Origin of the sequence: Nocardia albiluteola (assembly GCF_018860155.1) — a bacterium.
GTDB lineage: Bacteria > Actinomycetota > Actinomycetes > Mycobacteriales > Mycobacteriaceae > Nocardia > Nocardia albiluteola.
The window spans coordinates 143,907-159,419 of sequence record NZ_JAHKNI010000004.1 but is presented as its reverse complement, the minus strand read 5'-3'; the positions used below and the strand labels follow the sequence as shown (position 1 = coordinate 159,419).

Genomic DNA, 15,513 nt, shown 5'->3' with positions numbered 1-15,513 from the left:
GCACCGCACCCGACGCTACCTCGAGTCCCCGGCTGTGAACAGCTGTCCCTATGCACCCAGTTGCATAGGACGGCAAGTGTCAGTTAGCCTCGGCGCATGGCCCTCGAGCATGCGCTGCTGGTATCGCTGACCGAGCGCGCCGGTTCGGGCTACGAGCTGGCTCGCCGGTTCGACAAGTCGATCGGCTTCTTCTGGAGCGCCTCCCACCAGCAGATATACCGTGTGCTCAAGCGCATGGAGCAGCAGGGCTGGGTGGCGAGCGAGGCCGTCGCTCAGGAGGGCCGGCCGGACAAGAAGGTCTACACCGTGAGCCCGGCCGGGCGAACCGAACTGGCCCGCTGGATCGCCGCGCCCGCCGAGGATGTCGGCCCGCTCCGCAGCGAGCTGGGCGTGAAGATTCGCGCCGCCGCGCACGGCGATCTCGCGGCGCTGCGCGCCGAGGTGACCCGTCATCGCGACGCCCACGCCCAGCGGCTCGAGCTGTTCCAGCTGATCGAGAAGAAGGACTTCCCCGACCCGCACGGCCTCACCGGCACCGCGCTGTACCAATATCTGGTGCTGCGCGGCGGTATTCGCATCGAGTCGGGATTCGCCGAGTGGTGCGACGAGGTACTCGCCGCGCTCGGCGGTGATAATGCTCCCCCTCCCCGCCCCGGACCGAAAGGTGACCCACGTGAGTGAGCCGAACCCTTATCCGCACCTGTTCGAACCGCTGGATCTGGGCTTCACCACCCTGCGCAACCGGGTGGTGATGGGATCCATGCATACCGGCCTCGAGGACCGGGCCTGGGATACGAACAAGCTGGCGGCCTATTTCGCCGAAAGGGCCCGCGGCGGTGTCGGACTCATCATCACCGGTGGCTACGCGCCGAATCGGGAGGGCTGGCTGCTGCCGCTGGGCGCCAAGCTCACCAACCGGACCGAGGCCTACCGGCACCGCGCGATCACCCGCGCGGTGCACGCCGAGGGCGGCAAGATCGCCATCCAGATCCTGCACGCCGGGCGCTATGCCTATGTGCCGTTCAGCGTGTCGGCCTCCTCGATCAAGGCGCCGATCAATCCGTTCCGGCCGCGCAAACTGTCGGACAAGGGCGTCGAGCGCACCATCGACGACTATGTCCGGTGCGCGGAGCTGGCCAAGCTCGCCGGGTACGACGGCGCCGAAATCATGGGCGGCGAGGGCTATCTGATCAACCAGTTCCTCGCCCCGCGCACCAACAAGCGCACGGACCGCTGGGGCGGTTCGGCGGAGAACCGGCGGCGATTCCCGCTCGAGATCGTGCGGCGCATCCGGGCCGCGGTGGGTCCGGACTTCATCATCGTATTCCGGCTGTCCATGGCCGAATTCGTGGAGCACGGCCAGACAGAGCACGAAATCCTGGCGCTGGCAACGGAATTGGAAGCCGCGGGGGTCAGCATCATCAACACCGACATCGGCTGGCACGAGGCACGGGTGCCGACCATCGTCACCTCGGTGCCGCGCGCGGCCTTCGCCGAGTACACCGCGAAGGTCACCGCGCGCGTGAGCATTCCGGTCTGTGCCTCCAATCGGATCAACATGCCCGAGACGGCCGAGGAGATCCTGACCCGAGGCGACGCCGACCTGATCTCGATGGCGCGCCCGCTGCTGGCCGATCCGGAATGGGCGAACAAGGCCCGCGCGACCCGCGAGGACGAGATCAACACCTGCATCGCCTGCAACCAGGCCTGCCTGGACCACGCCTTCGTCCACAAAACGGTGTCCTGCCTGCTGAATCCGCGCGCGGGCCACGAGACCGAACTGCGGCTGCTGCCCACCCGGCGGATGCGGCGGATCGCGGTCGTCGGCGCGGGCCCGGCCGGGCTGTCGGCCGCGGTGAACCTGGCCGAGCGCGGGCACAAGGTCGATCTGTTCGAGGCCGACAACAAGATCGGCGGTCAATTCGACATCGCCCGGCGCATCCCGGGCAAGGAGGAATTCAACGAGACCATCCGCTATTTCACGCGCAAGCTGGAGGTCGCGGGCGTGCGGGTGTTCCTCGACCGGCGGGTCGGGGCGGCGGAGCTGATCGAGGGCCGGTACGACCACGTCGTGCTGGCCACCGGTGTGCGCCCGCGCATTCCGAACATTCCGGGCATCGACCACCCGAAGGTGCTCACCTACGCCGAGCTCGTGCGGGAGGAGAGGCCGGTCGGCAAGAAGGTCGCGGTGATCGGCGCGGGCGGAATCGGCTACGACGTCAGCGAATTCCTCACCGTCGAGGGGCATCCGTCGCTGAAGCTGGACGAGTGGAAACAGGAATGGGGAGTCATCAGTGACGATCCGGACGCCCTCGGTCAGCTCACCACCCCGCGTCCCTCCCCCGCCACCCGCGAAGTGGTTCTGCTGCAACGCAAATCGGGTTCCTTCGGCAAGAGCCTGGGCAAGACCACCGGCTGGGTGCACCGCGCCGCGGTCAAGGCCAAGGGCGTCGAGCAGATCGGCGGGGTGAACTACGAGCGCATCGACGACCGCGGCCTGCACATCAGCTTCGGCGAGCAGCGATCCCGGGCCACCGTCATCGATTGCGACAACGTCATTCTCTGTGCCGGACAGGAATCCGTGCGTGAGCTGGCCGAGCCGCTGACCGCGGCCGGCGTGAGCGTCCATCTGATCGGCGGCGCCGACGTCGCGGCCGAGCTGGATGCCAAGCGGGCGATCGACCAGGGCACCAGATTGGCCGCGGAGCTGTGAGCGGGCCGGGACAGAGCGAACCATCGGGCCGACACGCCTCACGCGGGACGGAGCCGAGTAGCCGTGAGGTGGAGTCGTGAGCGGAGCGAAGCGGAGTGAACCGTCAGGCCAGCGCGCGGCGCGCACGACGGAGCCGAGCGCCAGCGAGGTGGAGTCGTGAGCGGAGCGAAGCGGAGTGAACCGTCAGGCCAGCGCGCCCCGGGCACGACGGAGCCGAGCGCCAGCGAGGTGGAGTCGTGAGCGCCGCCCTGACCCGCCTCGGCCTGCCGGGCGAGGAAAAATCCTGGGCGGCACTGGGTTTCGCGATCGCCGACGGGCGCTTCCGGATCGGCGAGATCGAGTGCACGGTGAATACGGCACCCAGCTGGGGCTTCGACGGCACTTCCGCCGATCCCGCCGCCCTGGACATTCCCGAGCTGCTGCCCCACGCCGCCGACCAGGGTGCCGGTGACGCCGACGCCCCGCACCCCAACGCGGTGAGCTTCATCGATCACGTCGTGTACTGGGTGCCCGATCTCGACGACGCGATTACGGCACTCAATTCCGTCCTCGGCGCCGAACCACGGCGCCGTTTCCACCCCCGCGGCCCCGCAGGCCCGGAGATGGCCTTCTATCGCGCCGGCGCGGCGGTACTCGAGGTGGTCGGGTCGGGCAAACCCGCCAGCCTTCCCGGAATTGCCTTCGGCACAACCGATCTCGACGCCACGGTCGCCGCAGTGCACGCCGCGGGCGGCCCGGTCGGCGAGCCCAAGGCCGCGGTGCAGGGCGGCCGGATCGCCAGCGTCTGGCACGGACACCTGAACTGGGGCATAGCCTTCTACGAACCCCGTCCCCGCTAGGCGGTGTCTCGGGGCGGCAGACCGCCGATACCGCTCACCGGCGACGTTCGGTGAGCTGCTCGCCGAGTTGGATGGCCCTGTCGCCCAATTCCTTGCTCCAGCGGATCGCCGTATGCTCCACCTGGGCGACGGTGTGCCGGATTATCTTGTTCGCCTTCGTATTTCCGTGACCCGCTCGTTCGATGAGGCCTTCTCCGACGGTCTCCGCGGCGTCGGCCACCCGGTAGCCCACATCGTCGGTTCGGCCCGCGAATCGTCCCGGCATCGTCGAGGGTCCCGTCGACGAGGTTCAGGCCCTGGTGATCGGTGTCGCCGACCTCGCCCTTACCGAACAGATGTGGAGGGAGGCGGACCCGGTCGCGACGGGCGGGCTCGAGATCCGGTTCGCCGCGGCCTGATCGGCGCTGTCGGCGAAGCCGCCCTTGGACCGCGCACGGCCGGAGCGGATGCGGAGGTACGCACATGTCGCAGCCGAATCAGCCGGTGCAGGTGCTGTCGGCGGCGGGCAGGACGCCGTCGCGGTAGTAGGCGTTGATGGCGGACTCCACGCACCGATCCGGGTAGCGGCCCAGTATGCCGTGGATGGCGACGCCCTGCAGGGTGATCAGGCGGGAGGCTGTCATATCGCGGTGCAGGGCAACACCTTCGGAGTACGCGGTGCGGGTGTCGCCGGTGGACTGCACGATCAGCGCGGGCACCGCGTTGTGCACCGCGGTCGGCGGCTCGATCGGCCTGGGCCAGAAGGCGCAGGTCGTGAGGTTGTTGGTGAAGGCGCCGAAGACCGGTGCGGTGGCCCGGCTCGCCTCGATATTGTGCCAGTACCAGAGCGGGTTCCGGGGCGCGGCGACGTCGCCGCACAGGACGAAGTCCTGGCCGTAACCGCCCGGCGCCGGGGCCGTGAGCATGTGCGACAGGGCCTGGTCGAGGTCCCCGGCGGGCCGCACGGGTTGTCCCGCCGCCGCGGCGGCGAGCTGCTGAATCTCCCCTGCCAGCACGTCGTAGTGGAGCGGATTGTCCAGGCCTCCGAACAGCACCACCGGCATCCAGTGGTCGTCCACCCGATAGGAACCGATCCGGATGGGATCCCGGGCGGACCGGTCGATCAGTCCGGTCACCGTTGCGCGTACCGCGGAAGCCGTGGCGCCCAGGTGATATCGGTCGTCACGCGCGGCGGTCCAGACGGTCCATGCCTCGAATGCCGCCTCGTTGGGCGCGGTCATGTCCTGGATCATGCCGATGCCGTACCGCTGCGGGTCGACCGCGCTGTCCAGCACGAGCCGATCGACGCGCTCGGGGAACAGCTGCGCATACACCGCCCCCAGATAGGTGCCGTAGGAGACGCCGTAGTAGCTGATCCTGTTCTCCCCCAGCGCGGCCCGGATCACGTCCATATCGCGGGCGCTATTGCGCGTGGTGATGTACGGCAGTTTGCCGTGCTCGGCGGCAACGCATCGCGCCGCCAGGTCCGCATGTGTGGCAACGGATTCGCCGAAGCTCAACCGGCTCTCCCCCGCGGACTGCAGCCCGAAGCCGATCGGCCATCCGCAGTCCACCGGCGTCGATCGGCCGATACCGCGCGGATCCATATCGATCAGGTCGTATCGGGCGCGCACGTCCGGGGCCAGCGCCGCACCGTATTCCAGGCCGAAGCCCAGGCCCGGGCCGCCGGGACCGCCCGGATTGGACAGCATGATCCCGCGCCGGTGCGCGGGATCGGTCGCAGGCAGGCGATCGATCGCCACCGTGATCGTCTGCCCCTGCGGCTCGGCGTAATTCAGCGGGACCGTAATGTCGGCGCACTGCGCAGCCGCCTTGGCAAGATCGGGTTCGTCGCATGGCTTCCACTGCGGCCGTTGCTGATAGAACCGCTCCAGCCCTGCGGGGGCGACGGCCGGTTCGGGGACCGCGGCCGCTACCCCGACGCCGGCGAGCATGGCCGCCGTCAGCGCGCAGACGAACGTCCCCCTACCTGGTCTTCTCATCGAATCTCGTTTCGCTCGGCTTGCTGGCTACTCATCGTGATCCCGCCGGGCATTGCGCGAGATCCCGCTGGAGTACTGGTCGGGATCCCGCTGGAGTAGCGGTCAGGCCCCCGCGCATATCGCGGTGTCGAATGCCTTGGTAACCGTGTCGTAGCCCTGCTCATCCGAGGGAGTTCCATTGACCGTCACGGTCACCGCTCGGCCGTCGGCACGGACGCCGTCCATGGTCTCGAAGCCCGGAACGTCACCGCCGTGGCCCCATACCTGCGCACCGCAGGACACCGGCAGACGAGCCAGCCCGAGCCCATACCCTCCGGGCAGCCGATCGTTCGGCCGGGTTCGCTGCATCTGGGCCAATTGGGCCGCGGGCAGCAGCTTTCCGTTGAGCAGGGCGGTGAAGAATCGATTCAGATCGGCTCCGGTGGAGATCATGGCGCCCGCCGCACCCGCCCACGAGGTATCGAACTCGGTGACGTCGACCGGCTTACCGTCGACGGTGAAATATCCGCGCGGATGCGGATCACGGATTCCGGTATCACCGTCGCCCGGGAAGTAGGTTCCGTGCAGCCCCAGCGGCGCGATGATTCTCCGGTCGATCTCGGCCGCGGTCGACTGCCCCGTCACCCGCTCGATCACCATGCCCGCCACCAGATAGTTGGTGTTGGTGTACACCGATTTCGCGCCGGGCTCGAACTGCGGCGGCATGGTCAGGGCGTTGGCAAGCATCTCCCGAGGGGTGTGGTGCTGCCGCATGGTCGCCGGACTCAGTTGCACCTGAGCGGGATTCGGCGGCTGCGGGTTCGACGGATCCTCGGGTGTCAGATACTCCGGCAGGCCGCTGCTGTGCTGCAACAACTCTCGTATCGTAATGCGGGCGCCGTCGTTGCCGTTCCCCCGGATCACACCCGGCAGATAGCGTTCCACCGGCGCGTCGAGATCGACCTTGTGCTCGGCCGCCAACTGCAGCAGCACCGTCGAGACGAAGGTCTTGGTATTGCTGCCGATCCGGACCTCCGATTGGACGGGGAACGGCGCGCGACTGCCGAGATCGCCCACACCCGAGCCGGCTGTCCAGTCCACTCCCGGCCCGGTGATCACCACCTGCGCCCCCGGCAGCCCGTGCGCGGTCACCGCATCCAGCGCCCGCACTATCTGTGCCCGTCCCGCATCCCCCGGATCGGCAGTCGGCCTCACGGCCCGGTCGCCGCCGCATGCGGCCACTGCCCACATCGCCACCCCCAGTACCGCCGCCGCACCCAGAGCACGCCGAAACCCACTCTCACCCAAGTCATTTCCCTCTCCAACCCGCCTGTGACCAGAATGATCACCGGACCGTTTTCGAGCCTATGAGCCACACGCCACCGCCCCCAGGGGAGCAGCACCCGAATCCGGGGTACGGCCGGCGCACGAGCGCGGGTGGTGCCAGCACCACCCGCACCGCCACGGTCCCGATGCCCGATTCGCGCGGGCGTGAGGGACGGCAGGTCCGGGAACACCCGGTAGGCTCCCGGTACGTGAGCGGAGCGAAGCGGAGCGAACCGATGAGCCAGCGTGCCATGCGCACGACCGAGCCGAGCGCCAGCGAGGATCGATACGTGAGCGGAGCGAACCGATGAGCCAGCGTGCCATGCGCACGACCGAGCCGAGCGCCAGCGAGGCTCGGTCGTGAGCATTCCTGCCCCTACCTCAGATAATCGCGCCGTCGTCACCGGGGCCTCCTCGGGTATCGGGACCGCGCTGGCCGAGGAACTGGCCCGGCGCGGCTACTCGGTGATCCTGGTCGCGCGCCGCGGGGACCTGCTCGGCGAGCTGGCGCAGCGGCTGACCGAGCGGTACGGCGTCACCGCCGAGGTGCGGGCGGTGGATCTGTCCGATCGCGAGCAGCGGGCCCCGCTGGCGGCCGAGCTCTCCTCCCGCGACATCGCGATCCTGTGCAACAACGCCGGGGTCGCCACGTTCGGGCCGGTCGCCGAGCTCGACCTGGACTTCGAACGGTCGGTGATGGAGCTCAACGCGGTCGCCGTGCACGATCTGACCCTGGCGGTGCTGCCCGGCATGATCTCGCGCGGTGGCGGCGGCATCCTGATCACCGGGTCGGCGGCGGGCAACATGCCCATCCCGAACAACGCCACATACGCGGCCACCAAGGCTTTCACCAACAGCTTCTCCGAATCGCTGCGCGGCGAGCTGACCGGCAGCGGCGTGCACGTGACGCTGCTGGCGCCCGGCCCGGTCCGGACCGACAACCCGGACCAGGAGGAGGTCGGCGCCAAGGTGCCCGACTTCATCTGGGTCACGGCCGCGTACACCGCGAAACTGTCGATCGACGCTCTCGTCCGCAACAAGATGCGGGTGGTTCCGGGCCTGATCAGCAAGGGTATGAGCGTCGCGGGCCAGTACTCGCCGCGGGCGCTGACCGCACCCATCGTGGGCGCCTTCTACAAGAAAATGGGAGGCTGATCACACCGGCGTCAGCACCGCGTCAAGATCGGGCGGTCCCGGGTCAAGGGCGCGTTACGACCGGATCGGGTGAAGTGAGATCGGCGTAGTCCTGTAAATGACCCCCGCAGTCTCAGGAGAAAGCGGGGAACCTACAGGAGAAGTCGTGACGCTGCTCGAGATCTTCCCGTCGCTGCGGTCGGGAATGATGTCCCCGCGCCTGGACGCGACCGTCTGGCCGTGCGAGACGCACTACGACGACCTCAGCCGGATCACCGTGGGTGGGGTGGCCCTGGCCGACATCGCCGATCAATACGGCACCCCGACCTACGTGCTGGACGAGACCGAGGTGCGCCGCCGCTGCCAGTTGTACCGCAAGTACTTTCGGGATGCCGAAATCATCTATGCGGCAAAGGCTCTGCTGACCAAGTCGGTGGCATCCTGGGTCAGCCAGGAGGGCCTGTCGGTGGACGTGTGCTCGGCCGGCGAGCTCGCCGTGGCGCTGGCCGCGGGCGTGGATCCGGCGCGAATCGTGCTGCACGGCAGCGGAAAACCGTTCTCGGAGCTGGAGGCCGCGGTCAACGCGGGCGTGGGCCGGATCGTGATCGACTCGCTCACCGAGGTCACGCTGCTCGCGGCCGTGGCGCCCCGGCGCCAGCAGGTGCTGCTGCGGCTGTCCCCCGACATCGACGTGCACGGCCACCCCGCGGTGCGGACCGGCGTGATCGACCAGAAGTTCGGGTTCCCGCTCGGGAGCGCGGCCGCGATCGAGGCGATCGATCGCGTGATCCGCCAGCCGATGCTCGAATTGGTGGGCTTCCACTGCCATCTCGGCTCACAGATCCACGACCCCGATTACTACGGCGAGGCGGTACGCCGCCTGATCGCCGAAATGGCCCGCGTGGAACGGGAATACGGCATCACCCTGCCCCAACTCGACCTCGGCGGCGGGCACGCGGTGGCCTACCGCTGCGGCGATTCGGAAATGAACCTGGCCGAGCTCGCCGACATCGTCGAAGACGCCCTCGACGCCGCGTGCGCACTGAATCACTTTGCGCGCCCGCGAATCTCGCTCGAGCCGGGCCGGGCCATCGTCGCCCGTGCGGGCGTCACGCTGTACCGCGTGATGACGGTCAAACACATCGAGGGCGGGCGGACGTTCGTCATCGCCGACGGCGGCATGAACGACAATCCGCGCGTGGCGCTCTACGGCGCCCGCTACGAGGCGGTCGTGGCCAACCGGCACCCCACCGGACCGCACATGACCGCGACGGTAGCCGGACGGTACTGCGAGGCGGGCGATATCCTCGCCGCCGACGTCAGCCTGCCCGCCGACCTACGCCCGGGCGAGGTGCTGGCTATCCCGTGCACCGGCGCGTATCACCACAGCCTGGCCTCGTCGTACAACGGTGTCGGGCGCCCGCCGATCATCTCTGTCCGCGACGGGCGTTGCAGCGAACTGGTCCGGCGGGAGACCCCGGCCGACATGCTGGTCCGCGACCTGGGCTGATCGCTCCCTCATTTTCCAGGTCCGATCCCGCCGGTCGATCCGTATCCGTTCCAAGGCCCAGGAACGGATGCGGTTCCACCGGCGGGATTCGGCGTCTGCCGAGCACCCGGGAATCAGTGCAACCCGCGGCTTTTGATGACGCGGGTGAGGCGGCGAAGATACGCGGCGAATTCCGCGCGCTCCTCGTCGTCGAATTCGGCCAGGCCATACCGCTGCGCGTCGCGGCGCTGGGTGCGTAGCTCGGCCATCTGCTCATGACCGAGCGGAGTCAGTTCGATCAGGACGCGCCGCTCATCCTGCGCCGCGCGAGTACGGGTGATCACGCCCCGGCCCTCGAGCTGTTTGAGCATGCGCGTCGCGGTCGGCATGCTCACGCCGGCGGCCGCGGCCAGCGCCCCGACCGGCTGCGCCTCGACCGCCTGGCCGGATTCGTCCAGCAGCGGTTCGAGCATCGCCTGCTGCGAGACCGATAGTCGATCCTGGGGGGCGGCGGCCGAGCGCACCTGACGCATGGCCAGGAACAGCGCGTCGACAGCGCGCGCCAGCTCCTCGATGCCGTCCTTGTCCGCGGTGACCACGAGTGCTAGCCTAGCATCACAATAGTTAGCAAGCTAAATACTTGCGCGACGATCCGCTCGAAGGAGTCAACCAATGATCGATTCCGCACGCATCGACGTTCACCAGCACGTATTGCCGCCGAGCTACGGCAAGTCCCTCACCGACCAGAACCTCACGGCCGCGGGCTGGCCGCTGCCGTCCTGGTCGGCCGACAGCGCGGTGGAGGCGATGGACAAGCTGGGCATCGCCACCGGCATCCTGTCCGTCAGCGCGCCCGGCACGCACTTCGGCGACGATGCGAAATCACGCGAATTGTCCCGCGCCAACAACGAATTCACCGCCGAGGTGGTCAAGGACCGGCCGGCCCGCTTCGGCCTGTTCGCCAGCCTGCCGCTGCCGGATGTCGACGGCGCCGCCGCCGAGGCCGTCTATGCGCTGGACACCCTGCGCGCCGACGGCGTGGTGCTGATGGCCAACGCCCGCGGCCGATACCTCGGCGATCCGGCCTTCGAGCCGCTATGGGCCGAGCTCGACGCGCGCGGCGCGGTCGTCTTCGTCCACCCCAATGAGATGGCGTTGCCGATGCTGCCGGGCACACCCGGCCCCATCGTCGACTTCCCGTTCGACACCACCCGCACGGCCGTGGACATGGCCATGGCCGGGGTGCTGACGCGGTATCCGAATATGAAGGTCATTCTGTCGCACGCCGGCGGGGCCCTCCCCTACCTCGCGCACCGGGTCGCCGTCACCGCGGGCGTAGTGGGCTCCGGCGGCTCGCCCGAGGGCATACTGACCGAGTTGCGCCGCTTCTACTTCGACACGGCGCTGTCGGGCAGCCCCACCGCGCTGCCCGCATTACAGGCGTTCGCCGATCCGAGCCACATCCTCTACGGCAGCGACTGGCCCTTCGCGCCCAGCCCGGCCGTCGGGTATTTCGACAACTACCTCGATACCCACGAGTGGCCCGAGGGACAGTTGCACGCCGTCAACCGCGGCAACGCGGAGATTCTGTTCCCGCGACTCGCTTCCTGACGGATCTCACGCTGCACGTGCACCTTTCGGCCGCAGGCAACTACCGTCCCAGCGAGGTCGAAAAGCGCACGGCTTCAACCGATCCCGGCGCTGCGGGACATGCCGACCGGGCTCCATGCCCACGGCTGACGAGAAAACTGTTGCGACTCAGCGCTTTCGGGTACCGAAAAGGCTGCGGCTGATCTCCCTGCCCGCGACTGTCGCGGCGGAACGGATGAAGTTCTTGACCGCCGGGTTGTCCATGATGCGCTCGGCGGCGGACTTCTCGGCGGGCGCGGGGCGGACGGTCGGGGGCGAATCCGACTCCGGTTGCGCCGCTTCCACTTTCGCGGTCAGGATCTCGTAGGCCGACTCGCGATCGATGGTCCGGCCGTACGTGGCGAACAGCGTGCTGGACTGGGCGCGGGATCGGATCGCGTCGTCGCCGATGGTGTCCATCAGCGAGCGCGGCGGGCGCAGTCGCGCCCAGGCGACCGGGGTGGGCGCGCCCTGCTCGGACAGCACCGTCACGACCGCCTCGCCGATCCCGAGCGAGATCAACGCCTTCTCCAGGTCGTAGGTCGCGGTCTTGGGATAGGTGCGCACCGTCTTGGACAACGCCTTCTGATCGTCGGGGGTGAAGGCGCGCAGCGCATGCTGGATGCGCGCACCCAACTGCGAGAGAACGGGATTCGGGATGTCGGTGGGCAGTTGGGTGCAGAAGAACACGCCGACCCCCTTGGAGCGGATCAGCTTCACCGTCTGCTCGACCTGCTCCAGGAACGCCTTGGACGCGCCGTTGAACAGCAGGTGCGCCTCGTCGAAGATGAACACCAGCTTGGGTTTGTCCATGTCCCCGATCTCGGGCAGCGTCTGGAACAGGTCGGCCAGCACCCACATCAGGAAGGTGGAGAACAGGACCGGGCGGGCCGCCTGCGCGCCCAGCTCGAACAGCGTGATCACGCCCTGACCACCCGCCGTGCGCAGCAGATCGGCCGGATCCAGTTCCGGCTCACCGAAGAAGGTGTCGCCACCCTCGGCCTCGAGGTTGACCAGCGCCCGCAGGATCACCCCGGCCGTCGCCGCCGAAACACCGCCGATGCCCTGCAGATCCACCTTGCCCTCAGGGCTCGTCAGATGCTGGATCACCGCGCGCAGATCCTTCAGATCCAGCAGCGCCAGCCCCTGCTTGTCGGCCCAGTGGAAGATCAGTCCGAGCGTGGACTCCTGAGTCTCGTTGAGTCCCAGCACCTTACTGAGCAGCACCGGCCCGAACGAGGTGATGGTGGCCCGGATCGGCACGCCGATGCCCTCGGTGCCGAGGGAGACGAATTCCGTCGGGAACCCGCTCGGCTGCCAGTCGGCGTCACCGGTTTCCGTGGCCCGCGCGACGATCTTGTCGCTGGCTACGCCCGGCTGCGCCAGCCCGGACAGATCGCCCTTCACATCGGCCAGCACCACCGGAACCCCTGCGGCCGAGAGTTGTTCGGCGATTCCCTGCAGGGTCTTGGTCTTACCGGTACCCGTGGCGCCCGCGATGAGCCCGTGCCGGTTCATCGTCTTCATCGGAATCCGCACGCGCGCAGCGGAGTCCACCGTGCCGTCGATCAGCACCGCGCCGAGTTCCAGGGCCGCGCCCTCGAAGGCGTATCCGGCGGCAATCTCCCGGGCGGCATCGGAACCGATACCAGCCGAGGCACTTTCGGTCGCTGACTCCGAAACGGTGCCGCCCGCATCGGCATTCGCGGCGGTCGCGCCCGCGGCAGAGCTGCCCGAAGCCGACTCCGCAGATGAATCCGGTGCCACCTGCGCCTGTGCCGCCTCCCGCTCGGCGGCTTCGGCCACGGCCGCCGCCTCCGCCGCGACGCGCGCCGCCTCCTGGGCCGCCTCGCGCGCGGCCGCCGCCTTCTCCGCCGGTGTCGTCATCGCCGCTCCTCCGTCTGCCGCTCTGCTAACTGGCCGCCAACGTTGCATTTACCTGAATTCACGCGCTCGATCTGTGGAAACCATATCGCCGACGACCTGACAGCGGGCCGATGCCACTCAGCAGCAATTGTGTCGCGACCATCACTAGTGGCAAGAACACCGCCGCCTATCGGAGGTCGCACCCGACAGCGATCGCGCCGAGCGCGGCGAATCCAGCGGGCAGCGGACAAAACAATTGCTCAGCGCACTACTGTGACCCAGGTGTCCGACAAACTTGTGGTGTGGATGGATTGCGAGATGACCGGCCTGCGGCTGGACAGCGACAGGCTGATCGAGGTGGCCGCCCTCGTCACCGACAGCGATCTCAACATCCTCGGTGAGGGCGTGGACATCGTCATCCACGCCGACGACGACGCGCTGGCCGCGATGCCACCGGTCGTGCGGGAGATGCACGCACGCTCGGGTCTGACCGAGGAGGTGCGCCGCTCCACAGTCACCATGGCCGAAGCGGAACAACAGGTCATGGACTACATCACCAAGTACGCGCCCACCGCGGGCACGGTCCCGCTGGCCGGCAACTCCATCGCCACCGACCGCGGCTTCCTCGCCCGCGACATGCCCGCCCTGGACGCCCACCTGCACTACCGCATGATCGACGTCAGCTCGATCAAGGAACTGTGCCGCCGCTGGTACCCCCGCATCTACTTCGGCCAGCCCGAGAAGGGCCTGACCCACCGCGCCCTGGCCGATATCAAGGAATCCATCCGCGAACTGGAGTACTACCGCCGCACCGCGTTCGTCCCCGCTCCCGGCCCGTCCACCGCGGAAATCGCGGCCGTGGCCGCCCAGCTCGGCCCCGCCGACGACGGTAAAACCCCAGCCCAGGGCACCGATTAGGTCCCCGGCCGCCCGACACGCTAATATCTACCGCGCCGGTTATTCCGGCAAATGGTGGCTGTAGTTCAGCTGGTAGAGCACCAGGTTGTGATCCTGGGTGTCGCGGGTTCGAGTCCCGTCAGCCACCCTCATCGGCCCAGGCCAGAGCATCGCCTCTTGCCTGGGCCGAACTGCTACTCGAGCTTTTTCCAAGTTCTTACCAAATTCTGAGCGCAGTTCTTCCAAGTCATCATGCGACGTAGACATTGAGCACCTCCCGGTTGTCCAGCACGTCCCGCGGCTTCTCGACGTAATGGTCGGCGGTCACTCGCGAACCCAGCACGTGGTTCAGCTAAAGCCCGGCCGCGTCGATACCCTTCTCCTCCACGGTCGCCGTGGCTACCCGCTTTCGGTAGGACCTCAGGTTGAATGTGCGCGAACTCAGTGCCCCGCGCAGCCCGGAACGTCCGGCCGCACTAGGCCGCACCGATTCTGGCAGCATCAGTCCGCTCGGGGTCTTCCATGTCGCAGGCGGTCCATGGGTGCGCCCACCCAAAAGCGTTCTGCCTGTTGACCATGGTTGGCTGAATGGCCAAGAGGTGGGCACCGGTATAGGTGCCCACCCGAAGGGTGCTTCCCGTTGCGTTCGTTATGCGGCGTCGCCGCCGGGCAGCAGAACCTGCTTGATTCCGGCCGACCCGTCCGCGACGGTCTCGTAGGCCTCGACGGCTTGCGCCAAGGGCCATGTCTTCACGGGCGGCGGGCTGAGTAGGCCGTGGTCGAACAGCGCGGCGAGCTGGTCGAAGATGGCCGCGATGTCCGCCGGGTCCCAGAACAGGCTGGCGATCCCCGACAGGTGCAGCTGTTTGTTGACGATCTCCTCTCCCGGGTTGAACTCGACACGCGAAAGGTTGTTGAAGGTTGCGGCCATCCGACCGCCGAACCGCAGGCTGTGCAGGGCGGGTTCGAACAACTCGCCGCCGACGACGTCCAGTACCAAGTCTGCGCCACGGCCGTCGGTCAGCTCGAGTACCGCCTCGGAGATGTCGGTCGAGGTGGTGTCGATGAAGTGCTCGACGCCATCGGGTTTGCGCCGGGCGGCGACGATCGGCGTCGCGCCGCGCCACCGGGCGATCTCGGTGGCGGCTTGGCCGATCATGCCCGCGCCGCCGGTGATCAGGATGGTCTCGCCCGGCAGGAGTTGCATGGTGTTGATCACCGTGTGCCAGGCCGCGAGGTGAGAGCGGCCGACGGCAGCGGACTGGCTCATTGTCAGGCGGGCGGGCTTGCGGGAGAGCACCTTCTCGGGAAGGGCGACGTAGCGGGCGTGCGTGCCCGGGCGTGTCAACCCCAGCTCGACGCCCGTTGACCACCCACTGCCCCACACCTCCTCACCGACGCGGTCGCCGTCGGAGACGATGACACCGGCGAAATCTCCGCCGGGAATCACCGGCACCGGCGTGCCGAGCTTGCCCGAGGCGATGACGACGTCGAAGGGGTTCACCGCGGCGGCGCGTACCTCGACGAGCACCTCACCCGGGCCCGGCTGCGGCACCGGTTCGGAACGGTAGCTCAGCGCCTGCGCCGGCGACCCGTAGGCCTGCACGACGATCGCGTCCATCTGCTCGATATCGATAGTCATGATCAAATCCTTTTGTG

At 68.2% G+C, this 15,513-nt stretch carries 13 protein-coding genes and 1 tRNA gene; 8 read left to right on the top strand and 6 right to left on the bottom strand.

Annotated elements, in window-relative coordinates:
* Positions 1-96: 96 nt before the first annotated feature.
* The 3 genes from KO481_RS13880 (at position 97) to KO481_RS13870 (ending at position 3,552) form a co-directional block, all read left to right on the top strand.
* Positions 97-681 (top strand): PadR family transcriptional regulator, encoded by a 585-nt coding sequence (locus KO481_RS13880; RefSeq protein ID WP_215917525.1) that lies wholly within the window; start codon positions 97-99, stop codon positions 679-681.
* Positions 674-2,713 carry an FAD-dependent oxidoreductase gene (locus KO481_RS13875; protein WP_308166593.1) on the top strand — a complete coding sequence of 680 codons (2,040 nt, stop codon included), beginning with the start codon at positions 674-676 and terminating at the stop codon, positions 2,711-2,713. The genes KO481_RS13880 and KO481_RS13875 overlap by 8 nt, the downstream gene beginning before the upstream one ends.
* Positions 2,714-2,949: 236 nt before the next feature.
* On the top strand, positions 2,950-3,552 hold the full coding sequence (locus KO481_RS13870; RefSeq protein ID WP_215917523.1) for a VOC family protein: 603 nt from the start codon (positions 2,950-2,952) through the stop codon (positions 3,550-3,552).
* Positions 3,553-3,586: 34 nt separating this feature from the next.
* Here KO481_RS13870 and KO481_RS13865 read toward each other — a convergent pair whose 3' ends face one another.
* The 3 genes from KO481_RS13865 to KO481_RS13855 form a co-directional block, all read right to left on the bottom strand.
* Positions 3,587-3,817: a hypothetical protein gene (locus KO481_RS13865; protein ID WP_215917522.1), complete on the bottom strand. Its 231-nt coding sequence runs from the start codon at positions 3,815-3,817 to the stop codon at positions 3,587-3,589.
* Between the two features lie 211 nt (positions 3,818-4,028).
* Positions 4,029-5,534, bottom strand: coding sequence for an alpha/beta hydrolase (locus tag KO481_RS13860; RefSeq protein ID WP_215917521.1), 1,506 nt, complete (start codon positions 5,532-5,534; stop codon positions 4,029-4,031).
* Positions 5,535-5,636: 102 nt separating this feature from the next.
* Complete coding sequence (locus KO481_RS13855) at positions 5,637-6,728, bottom strand: serine hydrolase domain-containing protein (protein WP_308166592.1); 1,092 nt, start codon at positions 6,726-6,728, stop codon at positions 5,637-5,639.
* Between the two features lie 471 nt (positions 6,729-7,199).
* Here KO481_RS13855 and cmrA point away from each other — a divergent pair, with 471 nt between their 5' ends.
* Positions 7,200-7,994: a mycolate reductase gene (gene cmrA, locus KO481_RS13850; protein WP_215917520.1), complete on the top strand. Its 795-nt coding sequence runs from the start codon at positions 7,200-7,202 to the stop codon at positions 7,992-7,994.
* A gap of 145 nt (positions 7,995-8,139) precedes the next feature.
* A complete protein-coding gene (gene lysA, locus KO481_RS13845) occupies positions 8,140-9,483 on the top strand; it encodes a diaminopimelate decarboxylase (protein ID WP_215917519.1) in 1,344 nt (447 codons plus the stop codon).
* 113 nt (positions 9,484-9,596) lie between these two features.
* Here lysA and KO481_RS43000 read toward each other — a convergent pair whose 3' ends face one another.
* The gene (locus KO481_RS43000) at positions 9,597-10,061 is read right to left on the bottom strand and encodes a MarR family winged helix-turn-helix transcriptional regulator (protein WP_215917518.1); all 465 of its coding nucleotides are present in this window, start codon (positions 10,059-10,061) and stop codon (positions 9,597-9,599) included.
* Positions 10,062-10,134: 73 nt separating this feature from the next.
* Here KO481_RS43000 and KO481_RS13835 point away from each other — a divergent pair, with 73 nt between their 5' ends.
* Positions 10,135-11,073, top strand: coding sequence for an amidohydrolase family protein (locus KO481_RS13835; RefSeq protein ID WP_215917517.1), 939 nt, complete (start codon positions 10,135-10,137; stop codon positions 11,071-11,073).
* Between the two features lie 147 nt (positions 11,074-11,220).
* Here KO481_RS13835 and KO481_RS13830 read toward each other — a convergent pair whose 3' ends face one another.
* Positions 11,221-12,978 (bottom strand): helicase HerA-like domain-containing protein, encoded by a 1,758-nt coding sequence (locus KO481_RS13830; protein ID WP_215917516.1) that lies wholly within the window; start codon positions 12,976-12,978, stop codon positions 11,221-11,223.
* A 261-nt stretch (positions 12,979-13,239) separates the two neighbouring features.
* On the opposite strand from KO481_RS13830, the gene orn reads away from it, so the two are divergent.
* Positions 13,240-13,875 carry an oligoribonuclease gene (gene orn / locus KO481_RS13825; protein WP_215917515.1) on the top strand — a complete coding sequence of 212 codons (636 nt, stop codon included), beginning with the start codon at positions 13,240-13,242 and terminating at the stop codon, positions 13,873-13,875.
* A 54-nt stretch (positions 13,876-13,929) separates the two neighbouring features.
* Positions 13,930-14,002: transfer RNA gene (locus KO481_RS13820), tRNA-His, on the top strand.
* 501 nt (positions 14,003-14,503) lie between these two features.
* Here the strand turns inward: KO481_RS13820 and KO481_RS13815 are convergent.
* Positions 14,504-15,496 carry a quinone oxidoreductase family protein gene (locus KO481_RS13815; RefSeq protein ID WP_215917514.1) on the bottom strand — a complete coding sequence of 331 codons (993 nt, stop codon included), beginning with the start codon at positions 15,494-15,496 and terminating at the stop codon, positions 14,504-14,506.
* Positions 15,497-15,513: the final 17 nt, after the last annotated feature.